The following is a 26,216-nucleotide window of genomic DNA, read 5'->3' as shown; positions in this document are numbered from 1 at the left end:
GGGCGGGGTCTGAAACGTGCCAGGGGCACGCACCTTAAGTCTTGGCAGTCGGGCGACTGACCCGGTCGAGCAGATAGACCAGTGAGTGGTAGTCGATGCCGCTGTGAGTCGACAGGCCGATCTCGCAGGTGCGGCTGGTCGAGATGCCTTCCCCGCAGATCTGCACCGCGTCCTTCAGCGAACGCAGCGCATGGGCGTTCAGCTCCGGCGTGGTAAAGCCCTTGTCGCCGGCGAAGCCGCAGCAGTGGATGCCCTCCGGAATCACCACTGTCTTCGCGCAGCGCCGGGCGATCTCGATCAGGTGCTCGGCCTCGCCCAGATGCTGGGTAGAGCAGGTTACGTGCACCGCCACCGGCGCTTCCTGTGGCGTGATCTCGAGCTTATCCAGCAGCTCTTCGCGAATGAATTTCACCGGGTCGTACAGGCGCAGACGGCGGTCGGCGTTGCCCTGCACCAGGCGCAGTGTGCAGGGGCTGGTGTCGCAGTAGATGGGGTCCTGGCCATTGCGGCTGGCGCTGAGCAGGGCGGCGAGCAGCTCGTCGCGCTTGGCGTCGCCCTGCTTGGCATAGCCCTTGGAGGTGAAGGGCTGGCCGCAGCACAGGTTGTCCAGCCCCGCGGGGAAGATCACCTCGAAGCCGGCCTTCTCCAGCAGGGCGCGGGTCTTGTCCAGCAGGCTGGTCTGTTCGGCATCGGCGAAGGCCGGGCCCATGGCTCGCGACACGCAGGCGGGCAGGTAGACCACCCGTGGCTTTTCGCTGGGCGCCGGTGACACCCATTTCAGCGGCTGCGCCACTTGAGGCATGGCCGCTGTCCACAGTGGCGTGCCGAACTGCTGATGCAGACCGGCGGCCCAGCGCGCCAGGCGCGGCGCGCCGAGCAGGCGGCGGGCCGTATCAGCTGCAAGCAGGCCGAGGCGGGCGCTTTCAGGGCGGTGGCGAAATGCCCGGCCAGCCAGCCGGCCGTGCCGTTGTGCTGCACCTGCTGGCCGCGCAGCTGGCGCACCAGCTCGCCGGTGTTGATGCCCACCGGGCAGCGTTGGGCGCAAAGGCCGGTGGCCGCGCAGGTGTCGAGGCCGTGGTGCTGGTAGGCGGCTTCCAGTTCGGTGGTGTCGATACCGGCACGCTTGCGCGCCTGGATATCGCGCCATATCACGATGCGCTGGCGCGGTGTCAGGGTCAGGCCGCGCGAGGGGCACACCGGCTCGCAGAAGCCGCACTCGATGCACTTGTCGACAATCTCGTCGGCGGCCGGCAGCGGCTTGAGGTTCTTCAGGTGCAGCTCGCGGTCCTCGGAAAGGATCACGTCCGGGTTGAGGATGCCCTGCGGGTCGAGCAGGCGCTTGATCGCCCACATCAGCTGGTAGGCCTCGCGGCCCCATTCGAGTTCCACAAAGGGTGCCATATTGCGCCCGGTGCCGTGCTCGGCCTTGAGCGCGCCGCCGAACTCCACCGCCACCAGCTGCGCCACCTCGCCCATGAAGGCGTCGTAGCGGGCGACCTGAGCCGGGTCGTCGAAGCCCTGGGTGAAGACAAAGTGCAGGTTGCCTTCCAGAGCGTGGCCGAAAATGATCGCCTCGTTATAGCCGTGACGGTCGAACAGTCCGAGCAGGCGGTTGACCCCCTCGGCCAGGGCTTCGACCGGGAAGGTGACGTCCTCGATGATCACCGTGGTGCCGGTGGCACGCACCGCGCCGACGGCGGGGAAGGTGTCCTTGCGCATCTTCCACAGCTGGTTGTACACGGCCGGGTCGCTGCTGAAGTCGACGCGCTTCTCCAGCGGGAATTCGGCGATGGAGGCCATGATCCGTTCGATCTGTTCGGCCAGCACGGAGGCCGTGGCGGCGCGCGACTCGATCAGCAGGGCGCAGGCACCGTTCGAGAGGCTTTTGACCCACTCCGGCATGCCGGGCTTGTCCTGCACCGAGCGCAGGCTGCGCCGGTCCAGCAGCTCCACGGCCGAAACCGGCTGCTGCCTGAGCACAGGCACGGCGCGGCAGCAGCTTTCCACATCGGGGAACACCAGCAGGGCGCTGGCCTTGTGCGGGTGCTCCGGCACGGTGTGGTAGGTCACCGCGCTGATAAAGCCCAGGGTGCCTTCGGAACCGACCATCAGGTGGCTCAAGATATCCAGCGGTTCATCGAAATCGACCAGTGCGTTGAGCGACAGGCCGGTGGTGTTCTTCAGCCGGTACTTGTGGCGGATCTTCGCCGCCAGTTCGGTGTTGGCGCGGGTCTGCCGGCCCAGTTCGGCCAGCTGCGCCAGCAGCCCGGCATGGCTGGCGCGGAAGGCCGCGACGCTGGCTTCGTCCTCGGTATCCACGAGCGTGCCGTCGGCCAGCACCAGGCGCAGGCCGGCCAGGGTGTGGTAGCTGTTCTGCGCGGTACCGCAGCACATGCCGCTGGAGTTGTTGGCGACGATGCCGCCGATCTTCGCCGAGGCGATGGACGCCGGGTCGGGGCCGATCTTGCGCTGCAGCGGGGCCAGTACGGCGTTGGCGCTGGAGCCGATCACGCCCGGCTGCAGGCGGATCTGCGCGCCGCCCGCGCGAATCTCCCGGCCGTTCCAGTTGTCGCCCAGCACGATCAGCACCGAGTCGGAAATCGCCTGCCCGGAGAGGCTGGTGCCGGCGGCGCGGAAGGTCACCGGCACGCGGTGGGCGCCGGCCAGCTTGAGCAGTTCGACCACCTCTCGCTCGCTTTCCACACGGACCACCAGCTTGGGGATCAGCCGGTAGAAGCTGGCGTCGGTGCCGAAGGCCAGGGTCGACAGCGGGTCGTCGAAACGCCGCTCTTGCGGGATCAGGCGGGCGGTGGCTTGGAGAAAGGCAGCGGGCAGGCTCATGGCGGCTCCGGGGTCAGGACGCGGCGTGGCGCAGTTCGCGCACCAGCGAATCTGCACTGATCTCGCCGATTGAGCGGGCGCCGGTGAGGGTCATGGCCACACGCATCTCCTTGTCGAAAAGCTCCAGCAGGTTACTCACTCCCGCACCGCCGGCGGCGGCCAGGGCGTAGACGAAGGCGCGGCCGAGCATCACACCATCGGCGCCGAGGGCGAGCATGCGCACCACGTCCAGGCCGGTGCGGATGCCAGAGTCGGCGAGAATCTTCAGCTCGCCCTTCACCGCGTCGGCGATGGCCGGCAGGGCGCGGGCGCTGGACAGCACGCCGTCGAGCTGGCGGCCGCCGTGGTTGGACACGACGATGCCGTCGGCGCCGAACTTCACTGCGTCGCGGGCGTCCTCGGGGTCGAGGATACCCTTGATCACCATTGGCCCGTCCCAGAAGTCGCGGATCCATTCGAGGTCCTTCCAGGAGATCGACGGGTCGAAGTTCTCGCCCAGCCAGCCGATGTAGTCGGCCAGCCCGGTGGGGTTGCCGCGATAGGCGGAGATGTTGCCCAGATCATGGGGCTTGCCCAGCAGGCCCACGTCCCAGGCCCAGGCCGGGTGGGTCATGGCCTGCAGTACGCGGCGCAGTGGCGCGTTCGGCCCGCTCATGCCGGAGTGGGCATCGCGGTAGCGGGCCCCGGGCACCGGCATGTCGACGGTGAACACCAGGGTGGTGACGCCAGCGACCTTGGCCCGTTCCAGGGCGTTGCGCATGAAACCGCGGTCCTTCAGCACGTAGAGCTGGAACCACATCGGCCGGTCGATGGCTGGCGCGACTTCCTCGATCGGGCACACCGACACGGTGGACAGGGTAAAGGGGATGCCCTTGGCCGCCGCCGCGCGGGCGGCCTGCACCTCGCCACGACGGGCATACATGCCGGTCAGGCCGACCGGAGCCAGAGCCACCGGCATGGCCAGTTTCTCGCCGAACAGCTCGGTGGACAGGTCCAGCTCCGACATGTTCTTCAGCACGCGCTGGCGCAGGGCGATGTCGGCCAGATCGGCGACGTTGCGCTTGAGTGTGTGCTCGGCATAGGCGCCGCCGTCGATGTAGTGGAACAGGAAGGGCGGCAACTTGCGCCGGGCAGCTTCGCGGTAGTCGGTAGAGGCGGAAATGATCATGGCAGCAATGTTCCCGGAACTGAGGCCGGGCCTTACGGCCCGGCGGTAAACCTTAGTGCACCAGCATGCCGGTCAGCCAATAGGCCTGGACCAGGGTGATCAGGCCGACGAAGGTGGCGAAGATCAGGCTGTGCTTGAGGGTGAAGCGGAACAGATCGGATTCCTTGCCGACCATGCCGGTGGCGGCGCAGGCCACGGCGATGGACTGCGGCGAGATCATCTTGCCGGTCACGCCGCCGCTGGTATTGGCGGCCACCAGCAGGGTGTCGTTGACCCCGATCTGATGCGCGGTGGTGGCCTGCAGCGAGCCGAACAGGGCGTTGGACGAGGTGTCCGAGCCGGTTAGGAACACGCCCAGCCAGCCGAGGAACGGCGAGAAGAACGGGAACAGGGCGCCGGTACCGGCCAGCACCAGGGCCAGGGTGGTGGACATGCCGGAGAAGTTGGTGACGAAGGCGAAGGCCAGCACCATGCCGATGGAGAGGATCGGCCACTTCAGCTCGATGAAGGTTTCCTTGAGGGTGGCTAGTCCGTTCTTCAGGTCGATCTTCAGCACCAGCATGGAAATCAGCGCGGAGAAGAAGATCGCCGTGCCGGTGGCCGAGATCGGGTCGAGCTTGAAGATGGCCGGGATGGCCGTCGCGTTGCTCACGATCGGCGCGACCTTGATCACCAGTTGGTCTAGGTGCGGGATGGCGAACAGAAACACCAGCTGTTCGAGCGCACCGCCGGGGGCAAACAGCGCCTTGAACGGCTTGAGGGTCCAGATCGTCACCAGCACGGTGAGAATGAGGAACGGCGACCAGGCCTTGAGGATCTGACCGAAGCTGTAGGGCGACGGGGTAGCGCCGGTGTGGCCGCCGAAGCCGCCGAGGGTGGCGGCACCGCCGGATACGCCGATCACTTCGCTTTCTTCAGCGCGGCGCGGGCTCCAGACCTTGAGGAACAGGGTCAGGCAGATCAGGCTGACCAGCGCCGAGGTGATATCCGGCAGTTCCGGGCCGATGAAGTTGGAGGTGAAGAACTGGGTAACGGCGAAGCTGCCGCCAGCGACCAGCGCGGCCGGCCAGGTTTCCTTCACGCCTTTCCAGCCATCCATCATCGCCACCAGCCAGAACGGCACGATGATCGACAGCAGTGGCAGCTGGCGACCGGTCATGGCGCCGATCTTGAACGGGTCGATGCCGGTGACCTGGCCGGCCACGGTGATCGGAATACCCAGGGCGCCGAAGGCCACCGGCGCGGTGTTGGCGATCAGGCACAGGCCGGCGGCATACAGCGGGTTGAAACCGAGGCCGACCAGCAGGGCGGCGGTGATCGCCACCGGCGCGCCGAAGCCAGCCGCTCCTTCAAGGAATGCTCCAAAGGAGAAACCGATCAGCAGCACCTGCAGGCGCTGGTCGTCGGTGATCGACAGCACCGAGCTGCGGATCACCTCGAACTGGCCGCTCTTGACCGTGAGTTTGTAGAGGAACACCGCAGCGACGATGATCCAGGCAATCGGCCACAGACCATAGGCGAAGCCATACCCCGCGGCAGCAAAGGCCATGTCGGCGGGCATGCCGTAGGCGAGGATGGCCACGCCCAGCGACAGCGCCAGGGTGATGCTGCCGGCGATATGGCCCTTCATGCGGAACACCGCCAGGGCGAGGAAGAAGAAAATGATCGGGATCAGCGCGACCAGCGCCGAGAGTCCCAGTCCGCCAAGCGGGGTGTAGAGCTGCTGCCAGGTGTTCATGGTGGTGGCTTCCGGATTGTTGTTGGCTTGCCGTTCTGGCCGGGTGTCGCGGGTGAGGGCAGCGCGCACCGGGCAGAGTTGCTGGTTAATTGGTAATACCAATTTACAAGACTGCCCGGTCAGAGTAAGAGTGACGTCCCGGCCTGTCAATTTGTCGGGCTTCGACTTTGGTCGCAGGAGTGCTTCTTGCCGTGCTCTGCGTGGCGGCGATAGGCTTGACGACAGGGCCGGAACAGAGCCATTGAACTGGTCAAACCAGTGGGAGAGGGATGATGGAAGTGGGTCAGGTGCGACAGCGCCGTCTGTCGGATGACATCGTCCAGCAGCTGGAAGCCATGATCTTCGAGGGCAGCCTCAAAGCCGGCGAGCGCCTGCCTGCCGAACGTGTGCTGGCCGAGCGCTTTGGCGTGTCACGGCCGTCCCTGCGCGAGGCGATCCAGAAGCTGGTGGCGCGCGGCCTGCTGGTCAGCCGTCAGGGCGGTGGCAACTACGTGGCCGAGCAGGTTGGCTCGACCTTCAGCGACCCGCTGCTGCACCTGCTCGAAGGTCACCCCGGTGCTCAGCGCGACCTGCTGGAGTTCCGTCATACCCTGGAAGGCTCCTGTGCCTACTACGCCGCACTGCGTGCCACGCCGCCGGATCACCAGCGCCTGCGTGAGGCCTACGAGGCGCTGCAGGCCTGTTATGAATCAGGCAGTCCCGCCAGTCAGTCCGAGGAGGGGGCCGCCGATGCGCGCTTTCATCTGGCCATTGCCGAAGCCAGCCACAACGCCGTGCTGCTGCACACCATTCGCGGTCTGTTCGACCTGCTCAAGCACAATGTGGTGACCAATATCGGCGGCCTCTATCTGCAGCGTAGCGAGACCCGCGAACGCCTGCGCGAGCAGCACCGGCAGCTGTTCGAGGCGATCATCGAGGGGCGTGCCGAGGATGCGCGCGAGTGCTCGCAGCGGCATATCGACTATGTGCAGGAAGTGCTGCATGAGGGCGGCGAGGAGGCCAAGCGTCTGGCAAGGGCGCAGCGCCGCCAGGGGCACTGAGGCGTCAGCTCTCCGACGGGGCGCGGCCAAGACCGCGCCAGTGCTTGCCACCGATCATGATGAAGCGCAGTTGCTGGGTGATCTTGGCTTCGGGCTGCAGGTGCACCGGCAGGTTGTCCGCCGGCGGGTCGATCAGTTCCGGCAGGGTGGCGAACACGGTTTTCACCACCAGGTCGGCGACCACGTCCATGGCCGCGTCGTCCAGCTGCGGCATGCGATTCATCAGTTTGAGGTCGGCGGCCAGATCGTCGGTAATGCGCTGGCGCATGGCGGCGATGGCCTGACGCACGCGCTGCGAGCCGCCGTACTGTTCGCGGGCGAGAAAGAGAAACTGTGAGCGGTTGGCACTGACCGCGTCGAGGAAGATCCGCGTGCTGGCCTCGACGATGCCGCCCAGCTCGAATTCGTTCTGCCGCACCACGCGCAGTGTGTCGCGGAAGGTGCCGCCGACCTCGGCCACCAGGGCCAGGCCCAGCTCGTCCATCTCCTGGAAGTGCCGGTAGAAGGCGGTGGGCACCACCCCAGCCTCGCGGGTGACCTCGCGCAGGCTCAGGCTGCCGAAGCCGCGCCCGCTGTCCATCAGACGGCGGGCGGCATCCATCAGGGCCAGACGGGTTTGCTGTTTCTGTTCGGCACGGGCAGACATGACGGTTCCAACGGACGAATTGCGCCGCACTCTAACAAAAAAGCTCCGCCCGGCGTCACTGGCTGAGTGATGGGCAGCTTTGCCTCCTAGTCGTCCTGGCGGGCGAGTGCTGTCTGGCGGCCTAGCAGCTGCAGGGCGCGGTCGGGGTAGTCGGTGATGAGCCCTTGGGCACCCATTGCGAGCAAGCGCTGCATGTCGGCCTGCTCATTGATGGTCCAGAGTTGAACGTGCAAGCCACGTTCTCTGGCATTGGCAATCAGGTCTGCACTGGCAATCGGCAGTCCGTCGTGCTCTTCCGGCACCTGCAGGGCTTCATAGCTCGGGCTGAGGAGGTCACTCAGGCCGAGCCAGTTGAGTACCACCAGCAACTTGACTGAGCTCGGGCCAGCGGATGTAGCGACCTGCGGGCAGACTTCGCGAAAGCGTTGCAGGCTGCGCTCGTAGAAGCTGCCCACAATCACTCGCTGGGTTTGCCCTTGTGCCTGCAACTGCTGGCACAGCTGCGTTTCGAGGTCGGCATCAGGCACTTTGATTTCGATGACTTTGGTCTGGCGGGGATGTGCCTTCAGTACTTCGTCGAGAGTGGGAATGCGGATGCCCTGGCCCCGGTAGGGGAAGCTCTGGCCGCCGTCGGCTGTCCAGCGGTAGCCGGCATCGAGTGCCTGCAGTTGGCTGAGATCCAGATCGCGGATGCGGCCTTGTCCATCAGTTGTACGGTCAACACGGCGGTCATGAATCACCACCAGGTGGCCATCACGGGAACGGTGGATATCCATTTCCAGCACGTCAACACCCAGGTCGCTTGCTCTCTGGAAGGCGAACTGGGTATTTTCCGGCCACAGTCCACGGCCACCCCGATGGGCGATTACCAGTGGTCGATCAGTCAGACCGTTGAGCGCTTCAGGTGTGCTGGCAGGAGAACTGGACAGAGCAATTGCCACGCCGATGCAGGCCAGCAGGCACAGGGGGATCAACAGGAAGCGGGCCAGTTTCAACATGGGCAGACGGGTTCCGTAAAAAGCTCGAAGCACAGCACAGGTCGATGACGCTGTTATGACAGCGGGTCCTGATGGACCCGCTGGTGTGACCTCAGTGAGCCAGCAGCCAGATCCCGGCACCCGCACTGCCAATTCCGGCCAAACGGATCAGCGGTGCGGCAGCTTGAGGCAGGTAGCGAACCAGTGCATAGCCAACAGCATGCAATGCTGCGGTGGCGGCGAGGAAGCCCAGGGCGTAGCCGATCGGCTCGGCCATCTCCGGCAGCTCAAGTCCGTGGGCCACGCCATGGCTGAGCGCGAACAGGCTGGTCAGCGACAGAGCAACCGCCATTGGCAGACGAGCGGCCACCGCTACCAGCAGCCCGAACGCCAGTACCGAGGCGGCGATGCCGCTTTCCAGTCCGGGAACTTGCAGGCCGTCGAAGCCAGCCAGGCCGCCGAACAGCATGCTGATCACGAAGGTCAGTGGCAGCGCCCAGCGGGCAGTGCCTTTTTGCTGCGCAGCCCACAAGCCGACAGCCAGCATGGCCAGCAGGTGGTCGAGGCCGCCGATGGGGTGTGCCAGGCCCGCGAGCAGGCCGGAGTGGTCGTGACCGCTGTGGGCGAACGCGGCAGCAGGGAAAAAGCAGAGGGCGAGGGTGGCAAGTTGTTGGCGCAGATTCATGGTGGTCTCCTTGACTGGTGCGGGGCTTCAGGCAGCGCTGAGCATGCCGTGGCGTTCGATGAAGGCGATGATTTCGTCCAGGCCCTGACCGATCTTCTGGTTGCTGAAGACGAAGGGCTTGTCGCCGCGCATCTTCTTCGCGTCGCGCTCCATCACCTCCAGAGAGGCGCCGACCATGGGGGCCAGATCGACCTTGTTGATCACCAGCAGGTCGGACTTGCAGATGCCCGGCCCGCCCTTGCGCGGCAGCTTGTCGCCGGCCGATACGTCGATCACGTACAGGGTCAGATCGGACAACTCCGGGCTGAAGGTGGCCGAGAGGTTGTCGCCACCGGATTCGACGATGATCAGCTGCAGGCCTGGGAAGCGGCGGTTGAGTTGCTCCACGGCTTCCAGATTGATCGAAGCGTCCTCGCGGATGGCCGTGTGCGGGCAGCCGCCGGTTTCCACGCCGATGATCCGCTCTGGTGCCAGTGCCTCGTTACGTACCAGAAACTGGGCATCTTCCTGGGTGTAGATGTCGTTGGTCACCACGGCGATGTTGTAGCGCTCGCGCAGGGCCAGGCAGAGGGCCAGGGTCAGGGCGGTCTTGCCGGAGCCGACCGGGCCGCCGATACCGACCCGCAGAGGTTGACTGTGCATGTTGAGGTTCCTTGTCATGAGCGGAAGAGACGCGAGTACTGGCGCTCATGCGCCATGCTCGCCAGGGCCAGGCCAAATACGGCACTGCCCCAGTGTTCGGAGGGATGCTGGCTGGCCAGCTGTTGTGCCTGCTGCAACGTGGGCAGCAGCTCGGAGGTCAGACGCTGGGCGGCCTGCTGGCCCAGCGGCAGACTTTTCATCAGCACGGCCAGCTGGTTTTCCAGCCAGCCCCAGAGCCAGGCGGCCAGGGCGTCGGCCGGGGTGATCTGCCAGGCCCGCGCAGCCAGTGCCCAGGCCGGAGCCAGTCCGGGTTCGGGCAGTGCTGCCAGAAAATCCCGTGCGCTCGCGTCCAGTTCGGGCAAACCGTCGAGCAGTTGCTTGAGCGAGTAGCCCATCTGCCGGCTTTCCTGGGCCAGCTCGCGGGTCTCGCGGCTGGCCAGGTGTTCGGCGGCGAGGCTGGCCAGACGTGCCCAGTCCTCCTCCGCGGCAGCCTGGCAGTGAGCCAGCAGCAGCGGGGCCTCGAAGCGACCGAGGTTGAGCAACAGCTGATCCTCAAGCCAGCGCCGGGCACTGCCGGCGTCATGCACCAGCCCCTGATCAATCACCAGTTCCAGCCCCTGGGAGTAGCTGTAGCCGCCAATCGGCAGCTGCGGGCTGGCCAGGCGCAGCAGTTGCCAGGCCGGGTTCACAGACGCACGCCAAACTGGTGCAGGCGCGGCGCGTAGTTGAACTCGGCCTCGCCGGCGTGGGAGTGGTGATGGCCGCCGCCATAGGCTCCCTGTTCCGGCTGGAACGGCGCTTCGATCAGCACGACCTGCGCGCCCAGCTGTTCGAGCATGGCCTGCAGTACATAGTCCTGCGGCAGCCGCAGCCAGCCTTCACCCAGTTGCAGGGCCACATGGCGATTGCCCAGGTGGTAGGCAGCGCGCATCAGCTCGAAACTGTTGGCGCAGGTCACATGCATCAGCGCCTCCGGGCTGGCGATGACGCGCACCACGCGGCCGTCGGCGGCTTGCAGGCAGTCGCCGTCAGCCAGGGCTGGTTGGCCGCGTTCGAGGAACAGACCGGTTTCTTCGCCGGCGGTGCTGAAACAGCGCAGACGACTTTTGCTGCGTGCCTCGAAACTGAGCAGCAGTTCGGCGTCCCAGTCGGTCTGGGTGGGGATGCGTTGATGGATGACCAGCATTTGGAACCTGAGTGTTCAGATGATGCTGGTGCTTCAGCAAGAGGCTTGCCAAGACCGAGCCGCCACAGGTCAAGGCTATTGATCCTGGGATGCACAATTTCCGTGCCTTGCATTGGTGCGCATATGGCTTGGTGCCTCTATTTGGTGCGATGTCTGCATGGTGAGTTGCAACTGCTAGAGTCAGAGAGCACGTGTGACGGAGGTGACAATGATCAGCAAGGCAGTGCTTAAGCCGGTTGGTTTGCTGTGTCTGGCGTGGATGAGCGGGGCTGCGGTAGCCACAGAGTGTGTGGGCGTCATACCCGGTGGTGGTAGTTCCGCTTACTGGAATCTGGTGAGAGATGGTGCTCTGGAGGCGGGCAAAGAGCATCAGGTGAACGTGTATTTTCGAGGTCCTGCTCGTGAGGCAGACAGTGTGGCTCAGCAGCAGGTGATTGACCGGGTGGTGGCACAGGGTTGTCGCGCACTGGTTATTGCCCCGGCCGGCAAATCGATTGGTGCTCGTGCTGCCCGGTTGCGTGAGCAGGGAATACAGACCCTCTATATCGATCGTGACATGGGGGGGGATGCGGTTCTGACGGTACTGGCCACCGACAACTATCAGGCAGGCCAGCAAGCGGGCAGGGTTATGGCCAGGGCTCTTGGGCACAAAGGCCGGGTTTTGCTGTTTCGTTTGTCAGGCGATGTGCTCTCTACGGTGCAGCGTGAAGAGGGCTTTTTGCAGGCAGCACGAGCCGGTGGGTTAACCGTTGATGATGAGGGTTTTATTGGTGCTGACAGCCCACAGATGAAACATGTGTTCGAGCAGGCTGGTGAGCACTACTACGCCGGGCTGTTCACTCCGGATGCCACCACGACCACGGCCGCTTATGTGGCGCTCAAGCGGCTGAAGTGGCTTGGGCAGCAAGTTCATGTCGGATTCGATAGCAGTGATCTGCTGGTCGGAGCGCTTGCGCGAGGAGAGATTCACGCCTTGGTTTTGCAGCAGGCCTGGCAGATGGGCTACCAAGGTGTTACCCAAGCGGTTCAAGCCATGCAGGGGAAACTTCCGCTGCAGCCAAGATCGCAGGGGCTGCCAGTGCAAATTGCTACAACCGATAACCTGCAACAACCTCAAGTCCGTGTGCTGTTGGGTTATCCCCCGCTCCCTTGAACGGTGCCACTCAGGTTGGTGTGTTTTGGCGGCGCTGGCGCCATTGGCCCAGTTCAAAACCCAGTACGACCACAATGGCCAGAGCAAAGGGCAGTAGCAGGTAAAAACCACGGAATACGATCAGAGCAGCCAATACATCGACTGTGGGTATTTCGGGCATGGCACTGATGAAGGTCACCTCCAGCACTCCCAGTCCCCCTGGGGCGTGCGAGAGCAGGGCTAGCGAGAACGAGGCCAGGAAGACGCCGAGCACCACGAGAAAGCCTGGGTGGTTGGCCTCCGGCAGTGCGAAATAGATGATTGCAGCCGCGCAGACCAGTTCCAGTGGGCCCGCCAGCAATTGACGGGCGACGATACCCAGTCGTGGGTATTCAACGTGCAGTTTGCCCCAGGTCCAGGGTTTGAACTGGCGCCAGGAGCCCAGCACATACAGTGTCACCAGTCCCAGCAGCAGGCTGCCAATGGCTATCGAAACCCAGGGGGTGATGTCGGCCACCCGCTTGATCAGGTCTGGTTGGCCAACCAGTACAACGCCACCTGCCAGCAGGGTGCCCAGGGCAAAGGTAAATGAGCAGAAGACAATGAGGATTCCGATTTCCTGGGGGGAAAGATCCTTGGTCCTGTACGCGCGGTAGCGAACCAGCGCGCCGGAAAACACCGATGCGCCGATGTTGTGGGCCAGTGCGTAAGTGGTGAAGGAACAAAGGGTAATGAACCACCAGGAAATCTTCTTGCCCAGATGGGCAATAGCAATCCGGTCATACCAGGCCAGTGCCGTATAGGCACCCAGTGTCGCTCCGGCGGCCAGCAGCCAGTTGCTGAAGGGAATCGCACGCAGGCTGTCAGCCAGCTCGGCCAACGAGATGGTGCGAATTTCCTTGTAGAGCAGATAGCAGGACAGCACCACCGCCAGCAGGCCGATGAGGGTCCAGGCCAGATCGCTCTTTTTAACCATGGGGTAATCCTTGAAACACACGTCGGCGCTGGGTTGCCGGTCGGGGCTTGGCGCAGGCTGAAACTCTTCTGAGGGTAGCAGCGGCGCGATCAACGGCGCGCAGTATCGGTGACACGACTGTGTTACACAATATAAGTCGGCCGCTCATGCATGGTCGCTTGATCCGGGTCAGCACAATGGACGTTCGTTTCAGCGGCGGCAAAAGCGTTCATTTGACCTATGCTTGGCCCTTGTAATGTGGAGCTTTGGCGAATGAGTAAGGGCTTGCAAAAGCTATTGCTGCTGACCGTAATGTGCTGGGTGCTACCCGGTATGGCAGCGCCTGTGCGGCTCCTTACAGAGGATGCCCCTCCCATGAGTTTTATGCAGGCGGGCGGGGTCGAGGGAATGTCCGTTGATGTGGTGCGTGAACTGGCCCGACGCCTCGGTGAGGATATCGAGATAGAGTTGGTGCCCTGGACGCGAGCCTATCTGTTGGCTCAGCAGCAGGCTGATACCGCCGTCTTTTCTACGGTACGTACACCAGAACGGGAAGCGCTGTTCCAATGGGTAGGGCCATTGGTTCGCGGTAAGACTCGCTTCTATTCGCTCAAGTCCAGTGGCCTTCAGGTCCGTAATCTGCAGGAGGCGGCAAGCATCGGCTGGGTGGCAGTGCCGCGTGAGTGGTACACCTATCAGACGCTTCGTGGGCATGGTCTTAACAATGTGTACGGGACCAGCGGATCCCGGCAAATGGTTAACCTCTTGAAGCACGGTCGCGCGAGTCTGATTGCCACCGAAGATATAACTCTGGCTCAGGAGCTGGCTGCTGGGGGGCTGGATCCTGATCAGGTCCAGGCACACTTCAGCTTTATGAGTTCCGATTACTACATTGCCTTTTCCCGGCAAACCGATTCTCAGCGTGTCCTGAAATGGCAAACGATGCTGGAAGCCATGCGGGCGGATGGCTCACTCAAGCGCATCGTGCAGCGTTGGTTGCCAGGTGTGATGCCCCTCTAGAGTGCGTCATCGCCATGGCCTGCTAATCTGCAGGGGCATTGGGTAATCCAGGGTGGCTTATGGCCTTGCGTGTGCTCTTGTCTCTCTTGCTGCTGTTCTGCCTGCCACTACGGGCGGCAGAGTTGTTGCTGTACACCGAGGAGGGGCCGCCTCTTAACTTTACCCGTGACGGTCATTTAACCGGCTATGCCGTAGAACTCGTGCAAGCGTTGCAACAGCGCACGGGCGATCAGGTTCGTATCGAGTTGGTGCCGTGGAGCCGTGGTTATGCGCTGGCCCGCGATAAAGCCAATGTCGGATTGTTTTCGATGGCGCTTATTGCCGAGCGGGAAGGGCTTTTCCAGTGGGTCGGGCCTTTTATGCTTTCGCATAATCGCTTCTACACGCGCAAAGGCAGCAGTTTGCGGATTGAGTCATTGGATCAGGCGAAAGGCTTGCGCATCGCCTTGCCACGTCAGTGGTATACCCTTCAGTACCTCAATGCACAGGGCTTTCGCGACATCTTTACAGTGTCCAGCGCGCTGGATATGGCGAGCCTATTCAGCAAAGGACGCACCGACGTGCTGATTGTGAGTGACATCAGCCTGCCGATGCTTTTGGCGGAAGTTGACATGAGCCCAGAAGATGTCGAGGGGCAGTTCAGTTTTCTGCAGCATCAGTCTTACCTGGGGTTCTCCCTGACCACTGATCCCGAGCTGGTTGTTCGTTGGCAAACCGCCCTGGATGACATGAAACGAGATGGCAGTTTTGGTCGTATATACCAGCGCTGGTTTAGCCATCTGCCAATGCACGAGAGCCTAATGCAGACCCAGCCGTCTCCCCATGAGTAAGGTGCCCGTCCTGCTGCCGTTACAGCAGCGTGCTGAACTCTTCGCGCATTTGGCTGCCATGGAGCAAGCCGGTGTGCCGGTTGGTCAGGCTTTGCGCACGTTGCATCTGGGAAGCAACAGGCAGTCAGCAATAGCACGTCTGCAACGCGAGGTAGAGACAGGGCGCAGCCTGGCTGTAGCGGGGCGCCTGAGCGGTCTGTTCAGCCCGCTGGAGGTCAGTCTGCTGCAGGCTGCCGAGCAGGCTGGCAGCCCGGCGCGCCTGTATCAGCGCCTGGCCAGTCAATACGCCGAGCAGGCCCGGCAGCGCAAGGCCATGCAGTCTCGCCTGTACCTGCCCGGTGCGACCCTGCTGCTGGCGCTGTTGATCCAGCCGCTGCCGGCGCTGGTGGGCGGAAGCCTGAGTATGGCCGGCTATCTGTGGGCGGTACTGCAGCCGCTGCTCTGGCTGGCACTGGCTGTCTGGGGCTGGGCACGGTTGCGCCGCCAGGGGGAGCAGGGTCTGCTGGCGACGAATCCGCGTGTGGCGGGCTTTTGCCTGCGGCTGCCGGTGCTGGGTGTGAGTCTGGCGCGCCGCGCGGTTCGCGACTATTTCACCAGCCTCGGCCTGCTGCAGGAGGCTGGCGTGGCGCTGTTCGAGGCCATGCCGCTGGCCGTGGCGAGTCTGGGCAATGCCGCGCTGCGCGAGGACTTCGTGGCGTTACAGGCGCGGGTGGTGGCGGGTCAGCCTCTGGCGCTGGCGCTGCAGAACATGGACTTTCCCGGCCAGCCGCAGCTGCGCGCTCTGGTGGCCAGCGGCGAGGCGAGCGGCACACTGCCGGCGGTGCTGCTTGGATTTGCCCAGCGGCAGGGCCAGCAGCAGGCCGGTTTCGAGGAACAACTGGCCACCTGGCTGCCGCGCCTGGCCTACCTGCTGGTGGCGTTGTGGATTGCCCATGGCCTGATCAGCGGCGCGGGTATCGGCCCGAGCGTGCCGGCGGATCTGCGTTAGCCGGCGTAGCGGGCTGCTTCAGCGGCGCACTATGTGTCTTGCCGGGCGCGGGTGACGACTCACTCTGTATCCCTGTTGCCGGAACCCATCATGCAAAGACCTTCCCATCACCAGTTGCGCCAGGATTTCCGGGCGTTGCTGGCCTCGTCCTCCTGTTATCACACCGCGTCGGTGTTTGACCCGATGTCGGCGCGGATTGCCGCCGATCTCGGTTTCGAGGTCGGCATCCTGGGTGGTTCGGTGGCCGCGTTGCAGGTGTTGGCAGCGCCGGATTTTGCGCTGATCACCCTCAGTGAGTTCGTCGAACAGGCCAGCCGCATCGGCCGGGTGGCGAGCCTGCCGGTGATCGCCGATGCCGATCACGGTTATGGCAATGCGCTCAACGTGATGCGCACGGTGGTCGAGCTGGAGCGTGCCGGCGTTGCGGCGCTGACTCTGGAAGACACCCTGTTGCCGGCGCAGTTCGGGCGCAAGTCCACTGACCTGATCGGCATCGACGAGGGCGTCGGCAAGCTCCGCGCGGCGCTGGAAGCGCGGGTCGATACGGCGCTGGCCATCATCGCCCGCACCCATGCCGGCGTGCTCAGCGTGGAGGAGGTGATCGAGCGGACTGTCGCTTATCAGCAAGCCGGAGCGGATGGCATCTGCCTGGTCGGGGTGCGCGACTTCAACCATCTGGAGCAGATCGCCAGCCAGCTGCAGGTGCCGCTGATGCTGGTCAGCTATGGCAACCCGGCGTTGCGCGACGATGCCCGTCTGGCCAGCCTCGGCGTACGCATCGTGGTCGACGGGCATGCGGCCTACTTTGCCGCGATCAAGGCCACTTACGACTGTCTGCGCGAGCAGCGTGGCGTGGCGACCTGCGACCTGAATGCCACCGAGTTGACGCACAAGTACACCCAGCCGGAGGATTACTTCGTCTGGGCGCGTGACTACATGAACGTACAGGAATAGCGCGGGGCAAGGCCCCTTGCCCGTCGCGGAGGACAACAGCATGGCTGGAGGCTGGAGCACTGACGGCGCCGTACAGGAGCAGATCGACGACAGCATCGAGGATGCCATTGCCCGGGCGCGCAGCCAGCTGCCGCAGGGTGACAGCCTTCACGCGTGCGAAGAGTGCGCGCAGCCGATTCCCGAGGCGCGGCGCCAGGCGCTGCCCGGTGTGCGGCTGTGCGTGGCCTGCCAGCGCGAGCACGACAAGGAGCAGGCGAAGTTTGCCGGCTACAACCGACGCGGCAGCAAGGACAGCCAGCTGCGCTGAGAGTGCTGGCCTTTGGTCGTAACCTGACCGATCGGACTGGATCGGGCGCTGGCAAATCATTAGCATGCTTAGCCTGCTAATTATGTGTCGGGTAACTTTCTGTGCCGCACCGTCCTCACCCCGGGCTGGGCATTGCCCTGATCCTCGCATCCGGTCTGCTTCTGTCCAGTCAGGATGCGCTGTCGAAGACCCTCACGGCGGTGTACCCGGTGCTTCTGGTGATGTGGCTGCGCTACCTGTCGCAGAACCTGCTGATGCTGGCGCTGTTTGCGCCGCGCATGGGCTGGAATCTGGTGCGCACCCGGCGTCCCTGGCTGCAGCTGGCGCGCGGCTTCAGTCTGGTGGCCATCACCCTGCTGTTCTACAGTGCGCTGCGGTTTATTCCTTTGGGTGAGGCCACGGCGGTGATCTTCCTGGCGCCGCTGGTGGTCATCGTGCTGTCGGCCACCGTGCTCAAGGAACACATCAGCCGGAGTCTGTGGCTGTCGGTGGGCTGTGGCCTGTTGGGCGTACTGCTGATCGTGCGGCCGGGCGGGGCGCTGTTCACCCGGGCCATTCTGCTGCCGCTGGGCGCGGCCTTCTGTTTCGGCCTGTACCAGTTGCTGACCCGCCGCCTCAATGGCACCGACCATCCGGCTACCAGCAACTTTCTCTCGGCGCTGGTCGGCACCCTCTGCATGAGCGTGCTGCTGCCCTGGACCTGGCAGCCGCTGCCGCTGACCGATGCTCTGCTGATGGCGCTGCTGGGCGCCACGGCGATGTCCGGGCATATGCTGCTGACCCACGCCTACCGCTATGGCAGCGCTGCGAGTCTGGCTCCCTTCACTTACGTGCAGATCGTGACCGCCACCCTGCTGGGCATGCTGTTTTTCGACCATGTGCCGGATGCCTGGTCGATGCTCGGCATGGCAGTGATCATCCTCAGCGGTGCGGCGTTGGCGTGGGGGCAGCACCGGACGGCGGCCTGACGCGGAGTCAGGGCCGCCCCTCAGTTGCGTGCCGGAGCCCCTTCAGAACAGAAAGTAGCGCTGTGCCAGCGGCAGCACTTCGGCCGGCTCACACCAGAGCAGCTGACCGTCGGCCCTGACCTGATAGTTCTGCGGGTCGACTTCGATGCTGGGCAGGTAGTCGTTGTGGATCAGGTCGGCCTTGGTTACGGAGCGGCAGCCTTTGACCACGCCGATCTGCTTCTGCAGACCGAGTTGTTCAGGCACCCCGGCGTCGAACGCCGCCTGGCTGATAAAGGTCAGGCTGGTGGCGTGCAGCATGCCGGCATAGCTGCCGAACATGGGGCGGTAGTGCACCGGTTGCGGGGTCGGAATCGAGGCGTTGGCGTCGCCCATCAGGCTGGCGGCAATTGCCCCGCCCTTGAGAATCAGCGTCGGTTTCACGCCAAAGAAGGCCGGGCGCCAGAGCACCAGGTCGGCGAATTTGCCCACTTCGATGGAGCCCACTTCGTGGCTGATGCCGTGGGTGATGGCCGGGTTGATGGTGTACTTGGCGATGTAGCGTTTGACGCGGAAGTTGTCGTTGCCCGGTGCATCTTCGGGCAGCGGACCGCGCTGCTGCTTCATCTTGTCGGCGGTCTGCCAGGTGCGGGTGATCACCTCGCCGACGCGGCCCATGGCCTGGCTGTCGGAGCTGATCATGCTGAACGCGCCGAGGTCATGCAGGATGTCTTCCGCCGCAATCGTTTCCCTGCGGATGCGGCTCTCGGCAAACGCCACGTCCTCGGCAATGCTCGGGTCGAGGTGGTGGCAGACCATCAGCATGTCCAGATGTTCGTCGATGGTGTTGCGGGTGAACGGCCGGGTCGGGTTGGTCGAACTGGGCAGCACGTTGGGGAAGCCGCAGGCCTTGATGATGTCCGGCGCATGGCCGCCGCCGGCGCCTTCGGTGTGGTAGGTGTGGATGGTTCGGCCCTTGAACGCGCCCAGCGTGGTCTCGACGAAACCGGACTCGTTGAGGGTGTCGGTGTGGATCGCCACCTGAATGTCGTACTGGTCGGCCACGGAGAGGCAGTTGTCGATGGCCGCCGGGGTGGTGCCCCAGTCTTCATGCAGCTTCAGGCCGATGGCGCCGGCCCTGACCTGCTCGATCAAGGGCTCGGGCAGTGAGACGTTGCCCTTGCCGGTAAAACCGATGTTCATCGGGAAGGCGTCGGCGGCCTTGAGCATCATCGCCATATGCCACGGGCCCGGGGTCACGGTAGTGGCGTAGGTACCGGTGGCCGGGCCGGTGCCGCCACCGATCATGGTGGTGGTGCCGCTCATCAGGGCTTCTTCGATCTGCTGCGGGCAGATGAAGTGGATATGGGTGTCGACGCCGCCGGCGGTTAGGATCATGCCTTCGCCGGCGATGACTTCGGTCGCACCGCCCACGGCGATGGTCACGTTCGGCTGGATGTCCGGGTTGCCGGCCTTGCCGATGGCGGCGATGCGCCCGCCCTTGAGACCGACGTCGGCCTTGACGATGCCCCAGTGATCGATGATCAGCGCATTGGTGATCACCGTGTCGACCACGTCGGCGGCGCACAGCTGGCTCTGGCCCATGCCGTCGCGGATGACCTTGCCGCCGCCGAACTTCACTTCATCGCCGTAGGTGGTGAAATCCTTTTCCACCTCGATCCACAGGTTGGTGTCGGCCAGGCGCACCTTGTCGCCGACGGTGGGGCCGAACATGTCGGCATAGGCTTGGCGGGAAATCTTCATCACAGCGCTCCCATGATGCGGCCGGCAAAACCGTAGACGCGGCGGTCACCCGCCAGCTCAACCAGCTCGACCTCACGCGACTGGCCCGGCTCGAAGCGCACGGCGGTGCCGGCGGCGATATTCAGGCGCATACCGCGCGTGGGTTCACGGTCAAAGGTCAGGGCGTCGTTGGTTTCGAAGAAGTGAAAGTGCGAGCCGACCTGGATCGGCCGGTCGCCGCTGTTGGCCACGGTCACGCGCAGGGTGCGGCGCCCGGCGTTGAGTTCGATCTCGCCGTCCTGGATCAGGTATTCACCGGGGATCATGGGCGTTACTCCAGAATCAGTTGCATGAAAGTGAGGTCCAGCCAGCGGCCGAACTTGCGGCCGACCTGGGGCATCTGCCCGGTCACGACAAATCCGCTGCGCTGGTGCAGGGCGATGGAGGCCAGGTTGCCGCTTTCGATGGCGGCGACCATTACGTGCAGGCCCTGGGTCTTGGCGCGGGTGATCAGCGCCTGCAGCAGGCGGGTGCCCAGCCCCTGTCCGTGACAGTCCGGGCGCACATAGACCGAGTGTTCGACGGTGTGGCGAAAGCCTTCGATGGCGCGCCAGGGGCCGTAGCTGGCGTAGCCGACGACCTCGTCCGCGTCATTGCGGGCGACCAGCACCGGGAAACCGGCACTCTGGCGCTCGCTCAGCCAGGCCTGTCGGTTGGCCAGACCGACCCGGGTTTCATTCCAGATGGCGGTGGTGTGCTCGACCGCATCGTTGTAGATGGCCAGGATGCCCGGCAGGTCGGCGCTGATGGCGTCTTGAATGGTCATGGTCAGGCAATCGGCTGGTGCACGGTGACCAGCTTGGTGCCATCCGGGAAGGTGGCTTCAATCTGGATTTCCGGAATCATTTCCGGCACGCCTTCCATCACCTGTTCACGACTCAGCAGGGTGGTGCCGAAGTGCATCAGCTCGGCCACGGTCTGGCCATCGCGGGCGCCTTCGAGCAGGGCCGCGCTGATGTAGGCCATGGCCTCCGGGTAGTTCAGCTTCAGCCCACGGGCCAGGCGCCGCTCGGCGACCAGACCGGCAGTGAAGATCAGCAGTTTGTCCTTCTCGCGGGGCGAAAGATCCATGGCGAGTCCTTCAGTTGTTCAAGTCAGTGCGTTGTGGTTTGGCGGCTTGCCGGGCAAGGCGCGTGCCGACGGTAAGGGTCATTCCCTTGCCGAGGTGCGCAACGCTGCCTGGCGAGGCGCCAAGCCGTAACCCGAAGGGCCGGTTATGTGAATTGCTCATATTCGTCTCCATGGATAGGCGCGCTGATCGGAACGGCTGATGGCCTCGCCTAGGTACTCCAGATTCGTGGGGGCACGGCGTCGCGCCCGAGTAGTGCGGGGCGCAGCAGGCGCCAGAGTTCGATCAGCCAGGCGCGCGCCTGCAGGGCCTCGCCGGCGAGGCAGCGGGCGACGATCAGACCCGGCAGTTGAGTCAGGTCGCCGCGCAGCATCTGGCCGTCCGGGCCGGGTAGCTCGCGGCAGTGTTCCAGCAGTTCGGCGGAGAGTTCGCCGGTCATCAGCAGGGTGGCAAACACCGGATGCCCGGCCAGGCCGATGGGCGAGTCGAGCAGGCCGTCGCCACCGACCACGCGCTGGCGTTCATGCCAGAGCAGGCGGCCGTCGCGGCGGATATCCAGATGTGCCTGGAAGTAACCCGTGTCAAAACGCTCGCCGGCTGCCGGCCGGCCCAGCGCGACCATGTCCCAGTAACAAAGCCGGGCATCGCCTTCGAGGTCGATGCGCGTGGTCAGTTCGGCCTGCGCGCCGGCATAGACGATGGTTTCCTGTGGCAGCCATTCCAGCGTCGCGCCGGGCGCCACGCGCAGGTTGACCTGCTGGCTCGCGGCGCTGCGCGCGCGGTACCACTTGGCGGCACCGGGGCTGGTCAGTTGCGCCCAGGCGCCTTCGTCCACGCGGGCATCGATCTGCAGGCGATCGCCGCCGGCAATGCCGGCAGGCGGGTGCACGATGATGTGCTGACATACTTCGGGGCCTTCGGCGTACAGGTGCTTCTGCACGCGCAGCGGGCCGCGGTGGCGGCGCAGCACCGGGCGGGTGGCATCCCCCTGGCGCGCATAGCCGAGCTCCAGCTCGGCGTGCCAGCTGGGGGTGAACAGGACGGGAGGAAGGGCGGCGTTCATGGGCTGTCTTGTATCAGATTGCCACCAGCCCGCGCACGCCATCGGCTTCCATGGTGTCGCCGCGGCCCTGCTGGATGATCTCGCCGCGGCTCATCACCAGATACTGGTCGGCTAGCTCGGCGGCGAAATCGTAGAACTGCTCGACCAGCAGGATGGCCATATCGCCGCGCTCGGCGAGTTTTCTGATGACCACGCCGATCTCCTTGATCACCGAGGGCTGGATGCCTTCGGTGGGCTCATCGAGGATCAGCAGGCGCGGCTGGCTGGCCAGCGCGCGGCCGATGGCCAGCTGCTGCTGTTGTCCGCCGGAGAGGTCGCCGCCGCGGCGCTGCTTCATCTCGCGTAGCACCGGGAACAGCTCGTAGATGAACTCGGGGACGGTCTTGGCTTCGCTGGCGCCGAAACGGGACAGGCCCATCAGCAGATTCTCTTCCACTGTCAGGCGCGGGAAGATTTCCCGGCCCTGGGGCACATAGGCAATTCCGGCGTGCACCCGCTGGTGCGGCTTGAAGCCGTTGATGCGCTGACCTTCCCACTCGACCTTGCCGTCCTTGGCCGGTATCAGACCCATCAGGCACTTGAGCAGGGTGGTTTTGCCCACGCCGTTGCGGCCGAGCAGGCAGGTGACTTCGCCGACCCTGGCCTCGAAGGAGAGGCCGCGCAGGATGTGGCTGCCGCCGTAGTATTGGTGCAGTTGTTCGACTTTCAGCATGCTTCAGCGCCCCAGATAGACTTCGATCACCCGCTCGTTGCTTTGCACCTGCTCCAGCGAGCCTTCGGCCAGCACGCTGCCCTGATGCAGCACGGTGACGTGGTCGGCGATGGTGCCGACAAAGCCCATGTCGTGCTCCACCACCATCAGCGAGTGCTTGCGTGCCAGCGACTTGAACAGCTCGGCGGTGAACTCGGTTTCGGCGTCGGTCATGCCCGCTACCGGTTCGTCGAGCAGCAGCAGTTGCGGCTCCTGCACCAGCAGCATGCCGATTTCCAGGAACTGCTTCTGGCCGTGGGAGAGCAGGCCGGCCGGGCGATGCCGCGAACCTTCCAGGCGAATGGTGTGCAGCACTTCATCGATGCGGTCCTTCTGGGCGCCGGAGAGTCTGGCGCGCAGGCTGGCCCACACCGACTTGTCGGTTTTCAGTGCCAGCTCCAGATTCTCGAACACCGACAGGGCTTCAAACACCGTGGGTTTCTGGAACTTGCGGCCGATGCCGGCCTGGGCGATTTCGACTTCGCTCAGGCGCGTCAGGTCGAGGGTTTCACCGAAGAAGGCGCTGCCGCTGGTGGGGCGGGTCTTGCCGGTGATTACGTCCATCATGGTGGTCTTGCCGGCACCGTTGGGGCCGATGATGCAGCGCAGCTCACCGACCCCGATGTACAGGGTCAGGTTGGTCAGGGCCTTGAAACCGTCAAAGCTGACGTTGATGTCTTCCAGGGTCAGGATGGTGCCGTGGCGCACATCCAGGCCCTTGCCGGCGGAACTGCCAAGGCCGACCGCCTCACGGCTGCCGCCCGGGTCACGGTTGGGGTCGAGCAGGGCTTCCGGGATGGGGGCGGCTCTCATTGCTCTTTCTCCTTGCGCAAAAGTCCGATGACGCCCTTGGGCAGGTAGAGGGTGACGACAATAAAAAGTGCGCCGAGGGCGAACAGCCAGTATTCCGGGAAGGCCACGGTGAACCAGCTCTTCATGCCGTTGACCAGCCCGGCGCCCAGCAGCGGGCCGATCAGGGTGCCGCGACCGCCGAGGGCGACCCACACGGCGGCCTCGATGGAGTTGGTCGGCGACATCTCGCTGGGGTTGATGATGCCCACCTGCGGCACGTACAGCGCGCCGGCCAGGCCGCACAGCACCGCACTCAGCACCCAGATGAACAGCTTGTAGCCGCGCGGGTCGTAGCCGCAGAACATCAGGCGGTTTTCCGCATCGCGCAGGGCCGTCAGTACCCGGCCGAACTTGCTGCGCGCCAGGCGGAAGCCCAGGTACAGGCTGCCGGTGAGCAGGGCCACGGTGCACAGGAAGAGCACGGCGCGGGTGCCCTGGGCGGTGATGTCGAAGCCCAGAATCGTGCGGAAATTGGTGAAGCCGTTATTGCCGCCAAAGCCGGTTTCGTTGCGGAAGAACAGCAGCATGCCGGCGAAGGTCAGGGCCTGGGTGATGATCGAGAAGTACACGCCCTTGATCCGCGAGCGGAAGGCGAAGTAGCCGAACACCAGCGCCAGCAGCCCGGGGACCAGCACCACCAGGCACATGGCCCAGAGGAAACTGCTGGTGCCGTACCAGTACCAGGGCAGCTCATTCCAGGCGAGGAAGCTCATGAAGGCCGGCAGCCCGTCTCCCGCGCTCTGGCGCATCAGGTACATGCCCATGGCGTAACCGCCGAGGGCAAAGAACAGGCCGTGGCCGAGTGACAGCAGGCCGGCATAGCCCCACACCAGATCGAGCGCGAGGGCGACGATGGCATAGCAGAGGATCTTGCCCACCAGCGTCAGGGTGTACGCCGACACATGCAGGGCACTGTCGGCGGGCAGCAGGTGCAGCAGTGGCAGGGCCAGCAGGATGGCAAGCACCAGCCCGCCAACGGCCAGGCTGAGGCGTGGGCCGGCTTTCTGGGCCAGCGTGATGGTCATGGGCTGGTTCATCAGTCGATCACCCGTCCTTTCAATGCGAACAGCCCCTGCGGACGCTTCTGGATGAACAGAATGATCAGCGCAAGGATGAGGATCTTGCCGAGTACGGCACCGATCTGCGGCTCCAGCAGCTTGTTGGCAATCCCCAGACCGAAGGCAGCCAGCACGCTGCCGGCCAGTTGGCCGACACCGCCGAGCACCACCACCAGGAAGGAGTCGATGATGTAGCTCTGGCCGAGATCCGGGCCGACGTTGCCGATCTGCGACAGGGCTACGCCGCCGAGGCCGGCGATACCGGAGCCGAGGCCGAAGGCGAGCATGTCCACGCGGCCGGTGGGCACGCCGCAGCAGGCGGCCATATTTCGGTTCTGGGTCACGGCGCGCACGTTCAGACCCAGGCGGGTCTTGTTCAGCAGCAGCCAGGTCAGGGCGACGACAAACAGGGCAAAGCCGATGATGATGATGCGGCTGTAAGGCAGCACCAGGTTCGGCAGGACCTGCAGGCCACCGGACAGCCATTCCGGATTGGCGACTTCGACGTTCTGTGCGCCGAAGATCACCCGCACCAGCTGGATCAGGATCAGGCTGATACCCCAGGTGGCCAGCAGGGTTTCCAGCGGCCGGCCGTAGAGGTGGCGGATCACCGTGCGCTCCAGCGCCATGCCGATGGCGGCGGTGACGAAGAAGGCCACCGGCAGGGCGGCCAGCGGGTAGAGCGCAAGGTAACCGGGGGCGAGTTTCTGGAAAGCGATCTGCACCATGTAGGTGGTGTAGGCGCCCAGCATCAGCATCTCACCGTGGGCCATGTTGATCACGCCTAGGAGACCGAAGGTGATGGCCAGACCGAGGGCGGCCAGCAGCAGGATGCTGCCCAGACTCAGGCCGCTGAAGGCCTGGCCCAGCAGTTCGCCAACCAGCAGGCGGCGCTTGACCTGGGCCAGGCTGGTTTCGGCCGCGGTACGCACGCCGGCATCGGTTTCGCTGTCGCTGTCGAGCAGGGCTTCCAGGCGGGTGCGGGCCAGGGGCTCACCGGTTTCGCCGAGCAGGCGGACGGCCTGCAGGCGCACGGCCGGGTCGGGATCGACCAGTTGCAGGTTGGCCAGAGCCAGCGCCAGGGCATCGCGCACGGCGGCATCCTGTTCGCTGGCGACGCGGGCATTGAGTAGCTCAAGCTGCGCCGGCTTGGCGCTCTTCTGCAGTTGCTGGGCCGCGGCCAGACGCACGCTGGCTTCGCTGGCGAGCAACTGGTGGCTGGCCTGGGCGGTCTGCAGCAGACCGCGCAGGCGGTTGTTCAGGCGCAGCTTCTTCGGCGGGCTGGCCGGTTCGGCCTCGCCCTCGGCGGCGCTGAAATTGCCGGCTTCTTCGATAAAGGCGGTCTTGCTGCTGTCCGCGGCGACCCGGCCCTGTTGCAGGGCATCGAGCAGCGGCTGACGGGCCGGGTCGGGTTGCGCGGCCCAGCTTTCCAGCAGTTTGGCCTGCTTGGCGGGGTTGGCGGCAACGAAGTCATTGGCATCACCGGCCTGGCTGGCCAATGGCCACAGCAGGGCCAGGGCCATGAGTATTCTGGGAAGGGAGGCGGGCATCACGGAGTCCTTCT

The 26,216-nt window shown here is 64.7% G+C and carries 26 protein-coding genes and 1 pseudogene; 8 read left to right on the top strand and 19 right to left on the bottom strand.

Translation table 11 applies throughout. The annotated features are described in order from the left end of the window. Nucleotides 1-34: 34 nt before the first annotated feature. The 3 genes and pseudogenes from CK486_RS10410 to CK486_RS10400 all read right to left on the bottom strand — a co-directional run bounded on the left by CK486_RS10410 (nt 35) and on the right by CK486_RS10400 (nt 5,747). A pseudogene (locus CK486_RS10410) lies at nt 35-2,841 on the bottom strand (FAD-binding and (Fe-S)-binding domain-containing protein). A 13-nt stretch (nt 2,842-2,854) separates the two neighbouring features. Continuing rightward, a complete protein-coding gene (gene lldD, locus CK486_RS10405; protein ID WP_095940224.1) occupies nt 2,855-4,009 on the bottom strand; it encodes an FMN-dependent L-lactate dehydrogenase LldD in 1,155 nt (384 codons plus the stop codon). 52 nt (nt 4,010-4,061) lie between these two features. Then, a complete protein-coding gene (locus tag CK486_RS10400; RefSeq protein ID WP_095940355.1) occupies nt 4,062-5,747 on the bottom strand; it encodes a lactate permease LctP family transporter in 1,686 nt (561 codons plus the stop codon). Nucleotides 5,748-6,019: 272 nt separating this feature from the next. Here CK486_RS10400 and CK486_RS10395 point away from each other — a divergent pair, with 272 nt between their 5' ends. Next, entirely contained in the window at nt 6,020-6,787 is a 768-nt protein-coding gene (locus CK486_RS10395; RefSeq protein WP_095940223.1) for an FCD domain-containing protein, read from the top strand. A 4-nt stretch (nt 6,788-6,791) separates the two neighbouring features. Here the strand turns inward: CK486_RS10395 and fabR are convergent, their stop codons facing one another. The 6 genes from fabR to ureE all read right to left on the bottom strand — a co-directional run bounded on the left by fabR (nt 6,792) and on the right by ureE (nt 10,923). Next, nucleotides 6,792-7,433 carry an HTH-type transcriptional repressor FabR gene (gene fabR / locus CK486_RS10390; RefSeq protein ID WP_095940222.1) on the bottom strand — a complete coding sequence of 214 codons (642 nt, stop codon included), beginning with the start codon at nt 7,431-7,433 and terminating at the stop codon, nt 6,792-6,794. A gap of 86 nt (nt 7,434-7,519) precedes the next feature. Continuing rightward, complete coding sequence (locus tag CK486_RS10385; RefSeq protein WP_095940221.1) at nt 7,520-8,431, bottom strand: glycerophosphodiester phosphodiesterase; 912 nt, start codon at nt 8,429-8,431, stop codon at nt 7,520-7,522. Between the two features lie 91 nt (nt 8,432-8,522). Next, complete coding sequence (locus CK486_RS10380) at nt 8,523-9,095, bottom strand: HupE/UreJ family protein (RefSeq protein WP_095940220.1); 573 nt, start codon at nt 9,093-9,095, stop codon at nt 8,523-8,525. Between the two features lie 27 nt (nt 9,096-9,122). After that, on the bottom strand, nt 9,123-9,737 hold the full coding sequence (gene ureG, locus CK486_RS10375; protein ID WP_095940219.1) for an urease accessory protein UreG: 615 nt from the start codon (nt 9,735-9,737) through the stop codon (nt 9,123-9,125). Between the two features lie 14 nt (nt 9,738-9,751). Then, nucleotides 9,752-10,426, bottom strand: coding sequence for an urease accessory protein UreF (locus CK486_RS10370; protein ID WP_095940218.1), 675 nt, complete (start codon nt 10,424-10,426; stop codon nt 9,752-9,754). Continuing rightward, the gene (ureE, locus tag CK486_RS10365; RefSeq protein ID WP_095940217.1) at nt 10,423-10,923 is read right to left on the bottom strand and encodes an urease accessory protein UreE; all 501 of its coding nucleotides are present in this window, start codon (nt 10,921-10,923) and stop codon (nt 10,423-10,425) included. Before ureE ends, CK486_RS10370 begins: the two co-directional genes overlap by 4 nt. A gap of 208 nt (nt 10,924-11,131) precedes the next feature. Here ureE and CK486_RS10360 point away from each other — a divergent pair, with 208 nt between their 5' ends. Further along, nucleotides 11,132-12,076 carry a substrate-binding domain-containing protein gene (locus CK486_RS10360; protein ID WP_095940216.1) on the top strand — a complete coding sequence of 315 codons (945 nt, stop codon included), beginning with the start codon at nt 11,132-11,134 and terminating at the stop codon, nt 12,074-12,076. Nucleotides 12,077-12,086: 10 nt separating this feature from the next. Here CK486_RS10360 and CK486_RS10355 read toward each other — a convergent pair whose 3' ends face one another. After that, the gene (locus CK486_RS10355; RefSeq protein ID WP_095940215.1) at nt 12,087-13,031 is read right to left on the bottom strand and encodes a YbhN family protein; all 945 of its coding nucleotides are present in this window, start codon (nt 13,029-13,031) and stop codon (nt 12,087-12,089) included. A 219-nt stretch (nt 13,032-13,250) separates the two neighbouring features. Here CK486_RS10355 and CK486_RS10350 point away from each other — a divergent pair, with 219 nt between their 5' ends. From CK486_RS10350 to CK486_RS10325, 6 genes are all read left to right on the top strand, one after another. Then, entirely contained in the window at nt 13,251-14,030 is a 780-nt protein-coding gene (locus CK486_RS10350) for a substrate-binding periplasmic protein (protein ID WP_371915495.1), read from the top strand. Between the two features lie 59 nt (nt 14,031-14,089). After that, entirely contained in the window at nt 14,090-14,860 is a 771-nt protein-coding gene (locus CK486_RS10345) for an ABC transporter substrate-binding protein (protein WP_095940213.1), read from the top strand. Further along, on the top strand, nt 14,853-15,848 hold the full coding sequence (locus CK486_RS10340; RefSeq protein ID WP_095940212.1) for a type II secretion system F family protein: 996 nt from the start codon (nt 14,853-14,855) through the stop codon (nt 15,846-15,848). The genes CK486_RS10345 and CK486_RS10340 overlap by 8 nt, the downstream gene beginning before the upstream one ends. A gap of 90 nt (nt 15,849-15,938) precedes the next feature. Then, nucleotides 15,939-16,802, top strand: coding sequence for an oxaloacetate decarboxylase (locus CK486_RS10335; protein ID WP_095940211.1), 864 nt, complete (start codon nt 15,939-15,941; stop codon nt 16,800-16,802). A gap of 40 nt (nt 16,803-16,842) precedes the next feature. Continuing rightward, nucleotides 16,843-17,109, top strand: a complete 267-nt coding sequence (locus CK486_RS10330; protein WP_095940210.1) for a DksA/TraR family C4-type zinc finger protein — start codon at nt 16,843-16,845, stop codon at nt 17,107-17,109. A 101-nt stretch (nt 17,110-17,210) separates the two neighbouring features. Then, nucleotides 17,211-18,077, top strand: coding sequence for a DMT family transporter (locus tag CK486_RS10325; protein ID WP_095940209.1), 867 nt, complete (start codon nt 17,211-17,213; stop codon nt 18,075-18,077). A 42-nt stretch (nt 18,078-18,119) separates the two neighbouring features. Here the strand turns inward: CK486_RS10325 and ureC are convergent, their stop codons facing one another. The 9 genes from ureC to urtB form a co-directional block, all read right to left on the bottom strand. Continuing rightward, nucleotides 18,120-19,820 (bottom strand): urease subunit alpha, encoded by a 1,701-nt coding sequence (gene ureC, locus CK486_RS10320; protein ID WP_095940208.1) that lies wholly within the window; start codon nt 19,818-19,820, stop codon nt 18,120-18,122. After that, nucleotides 19,820-20,125 carry an urease subunit beta gene (locus CK486_RS10315; protein WP_095940207.1) on the bottom strand — a complete coding sequence of 102 codons (306 nt, stop codon included), beginning with the start codon at nt 20,123-20,125 and terminating at the stop codon, nt 19,820-19,822. Before CK486_RS10315 ends, ureC begins: the two co-directional genes overlap by 1 nt. A 5-nt stretch (nt 20,126-20,130) precedes the next feature. After that, the gene (locus CK486_RS10310) at nt 20,131-20,625 is read right to left on the bottom strand and encodes an N-acetyltransferase family protein (protein ID WP_371915494.1); all 495 of its coding nucleotides are present in this window, start codon (nt 20,623-20,625) and stop codon (nt 20,131-20,133) included. 2 nt (nt 20,626-20,627) lie between these two features. Next, the gene (ureA, locus tag CK486_RS10305; protein ID WP_095940205.1) at nt 20,628-20,930 is read right to left on the bottom strand and encodes an urease subunit gamma; all 303 of its coding nucleotides are present in this window, start codon (nt 20,928-20,930) and stop codon (nt 20,628-20,630) included. Nucleotides 20,931-21,139: 209 nt separating this feature from the next. Further along, complete coding sequence (locus CK486_RS10300; protein ID WP_095940204.1) at nt 21,140-21,991, bottom strand: urease accessory protein UreD; 852 nt, start codon at nt 21,989-21,991, stop codon at nt 21,140-21,142. A gap of 13 nt (nt 21,992-22,004) precedes the next feature. Then, complete coding sequence (gene urtE / locus CK486_RS10295; protein WP_095940203.1) at nt 22,005-22,703, bottom strand: urea ABC transporter ATP-binding subunit UrtE; 699 nt, start codon at nt 22,701-22,703, stop codon at nt 22,005-22,007. Nucleotides 22,704-22,706: 3 nt separating this feature from the next. Next, a complete protein-coding gene (gene urtD / locus CK486_RS10290) occupies nt 22,707-23,555 on the bottom strand; it encodes an urea ABC transporter ATP-binding protein UrtD (RefSeq protein WP_095940202.1) in 849 nt (282 codons plus the stop codon). After that, nucleotides 23,552-24,631 carry an urea ABC transporter permease subunit UrtC gene (urtC, locus tag CK486_RS10285; RefSeq protein ID WP_095940201.1) on the bottom strand — a complete coding sequence of 360 codons (1,080 nt, stop codon included), beginning with the start codon at nt 24,629-24,631 and terminating at the stop codon, nt 23,552-23,554. Before urtC ends, urtD begins: the two co-directional genes overlap by 4 nt. Then, entirely contained in the window at nt 24,631-26,175 is a 1,545-nt protein-coding gene (gene urtB / locus CK486_RS10280) for an urea ABC transporter permease subunit UrtB (RefSeq protein WP_371915499.1), read from the bottom strand. Before urtB ends, urtC begins: the two co-directional genes overlap by 1 nt. Between the last annotated feature and the right edge of the window lie 41 nt (nt 26,176-26,216).

The organism is Pseudomonas sp. HAR-UPW-AIA-41 (assembly GCF_002304225.1).
Classification (GTDB): Bacteria; Pseudomonadota; Gammaproteobacteria; order Pseudomonadales; family Pseudomonadaceae; genus Aquipseudomonas.
This window is presented reverse-complemented; position numbering and strand designations above follow the sequence as displayed.

Bases quoted from the DNA above. Each gene is read 5' to 3' on its own strand.
- CK486_RS10360 (WP_095940216.1), top strand. From the start codon at position 11,132: ATGATCAGCAAGGCAGTGCTTAAGCCGGTTGGTTTGCTGTGTCTGGCG.
- CK486_RS10315 (WP_095940207.1), bottom strand. From the start codon at position 20,125: ATGATCCCCGGTGAATACCTGATCCAGGACGGCGAGATCGAACTCAAC.
- urtC (WP_095940201.1), bottom strand. From the start codon at position 24,631: ATGAACCAGCCCATGACCATCACGCTGGCCCAGAAAGCCGGCCCACGC.
- ureE (WP_095940217.1), bottom strand. From the start codon at position 10,923: ATGCTGGTCATCCATCAACGCATCCCCACCCAGACCGACTGGGACGCC.
- CK486_RS10350 (WP_371915495.1), top strand. From the start codon at position 13,251: ATGCTTGGCCCTTGTAATGTGGAGCTTTGGCGAATGAGTAAGGGCTTG.
- CK486_RS10395 (WP_095940223.1), top strand. From the start codon at position 6,020: ATGGAAGTGGGTCAGGTGCGACAGCGCCGTCTGTCGGATGACATCGTC.
- ureC (WP_095940208.1), bottom strand. From the start codon at position 19,820: ATGAAGATTTCCCGCCAAGCCTATGCCGACATGTTCGGCCCCACCGTC.
- urtD (WP_095940202.1), bottom strand. From the start codon at position 23,555: ATGAGAGCCGCCCCCATCCCGGAAGCCCTGCTCGACCCCAACCGTGAC.
- CK486_RS10300 (WP_095940204.1), bottom strand. From the start codon at position 21,991: ATGAACGCCGCCCTTCCTCCCGTCCTGTTCACCCCCAGCTGGCACGCC.
- CK486_RS10345 (WP_095940213.1), top strand. From the start codon at position 14,090: ATGGCCTTGCGTGTGCTCTTGTCTCTCTTGCTGCTGTTCTGCCTGCCA.
- CK486_RS10310 (WP_371915494.1), bottom strand. From the start codon at position 20,625: ATGACCATTCAAGACGCCATCAGCGCCGACCTGCCGGGCATCCTGGCC.
- urtB (WP_371915499.1), bottom strand. From the start codon at position 26,175: ATGGCCCTGGCCCTGCTGTGGCCATTGGCCAGCCAGGCCGGTGATGCC.
- CK486_RS10400 (WP_095940355.1), bottom strand. From the start codon at position 5,747: ATGAACACCTGGCAGCAGCTCTACACCCCGCTTGGCGGACTGGGACTC.
- urtE (WP_095940203.1), bottom strand. From the start codon at position 22,703: ATGCTGAAAGTCGAACAACTGCACCAATACTACGGCGGCAGCCACATC.
- CK486_RS10330 (WP_095940210.1), top strand. From the start codon at position 16,843: ATGGCTGGAGGCTGGAGCACTGACGGCGCCGTACAGGAGCAGATCGAC.
- CK486_RS10340 (WP_095940212.1), top strand. From the start codon at position 14,853: ATGAGTAAGGTGCCCGTCCTGCTGCCGTTACAGCAGCGTGCTGAACTC.
- ureG (WP_095940219.1), bottom strand. From the start codon at position 9,737: ATGCACAGTCAACCTCTGCGGGTCGGTATCGGCGGCCCGGTCGGCTCC.
- CK486_RS10385 (WP_095940221.1), bottom strand. From the start codon at position 8,431: ATGTTGAAACTGGCCCGCTTCCTGTTGATCCCCCTGTGCCTGCTGGCC.
- ureA (WP_095940205.1), bottom strand. From the start codon at position 20,930: ATGGATCTTTCGCCCCGCGAGAAGGACAAACTGCTGATCTTCACTGCC.
- CK486_RS10355 (WP_095940215.1), bottom strand. From the start codon at position 13,031: ATGGTTAAAAAGAGCGATCTGGCCTGGACCCTCATCGGCCTGCTGGCG.
- CK486_RS10335 (WP_095940211.1), top strand. From the start codon at position 15,939: ATGCAAAGACCTTCCCATCACCAGTTGCGCCAGGATTTCCGGGCGTTG.
- CK486_RS10380 (WP_095940220.1), bottom strand. From the start codon at position 9,095: ATGAATCTGCGCCAACAACTTGCCACCCTCGCCCTCTGCTTTTTCCCT.
- lldD (WP_095940224.1), bottom strand. From the start codon at position 4,009: ATGATCATTTCCGCCTCTACCGACTACCGCGAAGCTGCCCGGCGCAAG.
- fabR (WP_095940222.1), bottom strand. From the start codon at position 7,433: ATGTCTGCCCGTGCCGAACAGAAACAGCAAACCCGTCTGGCCCTGATG.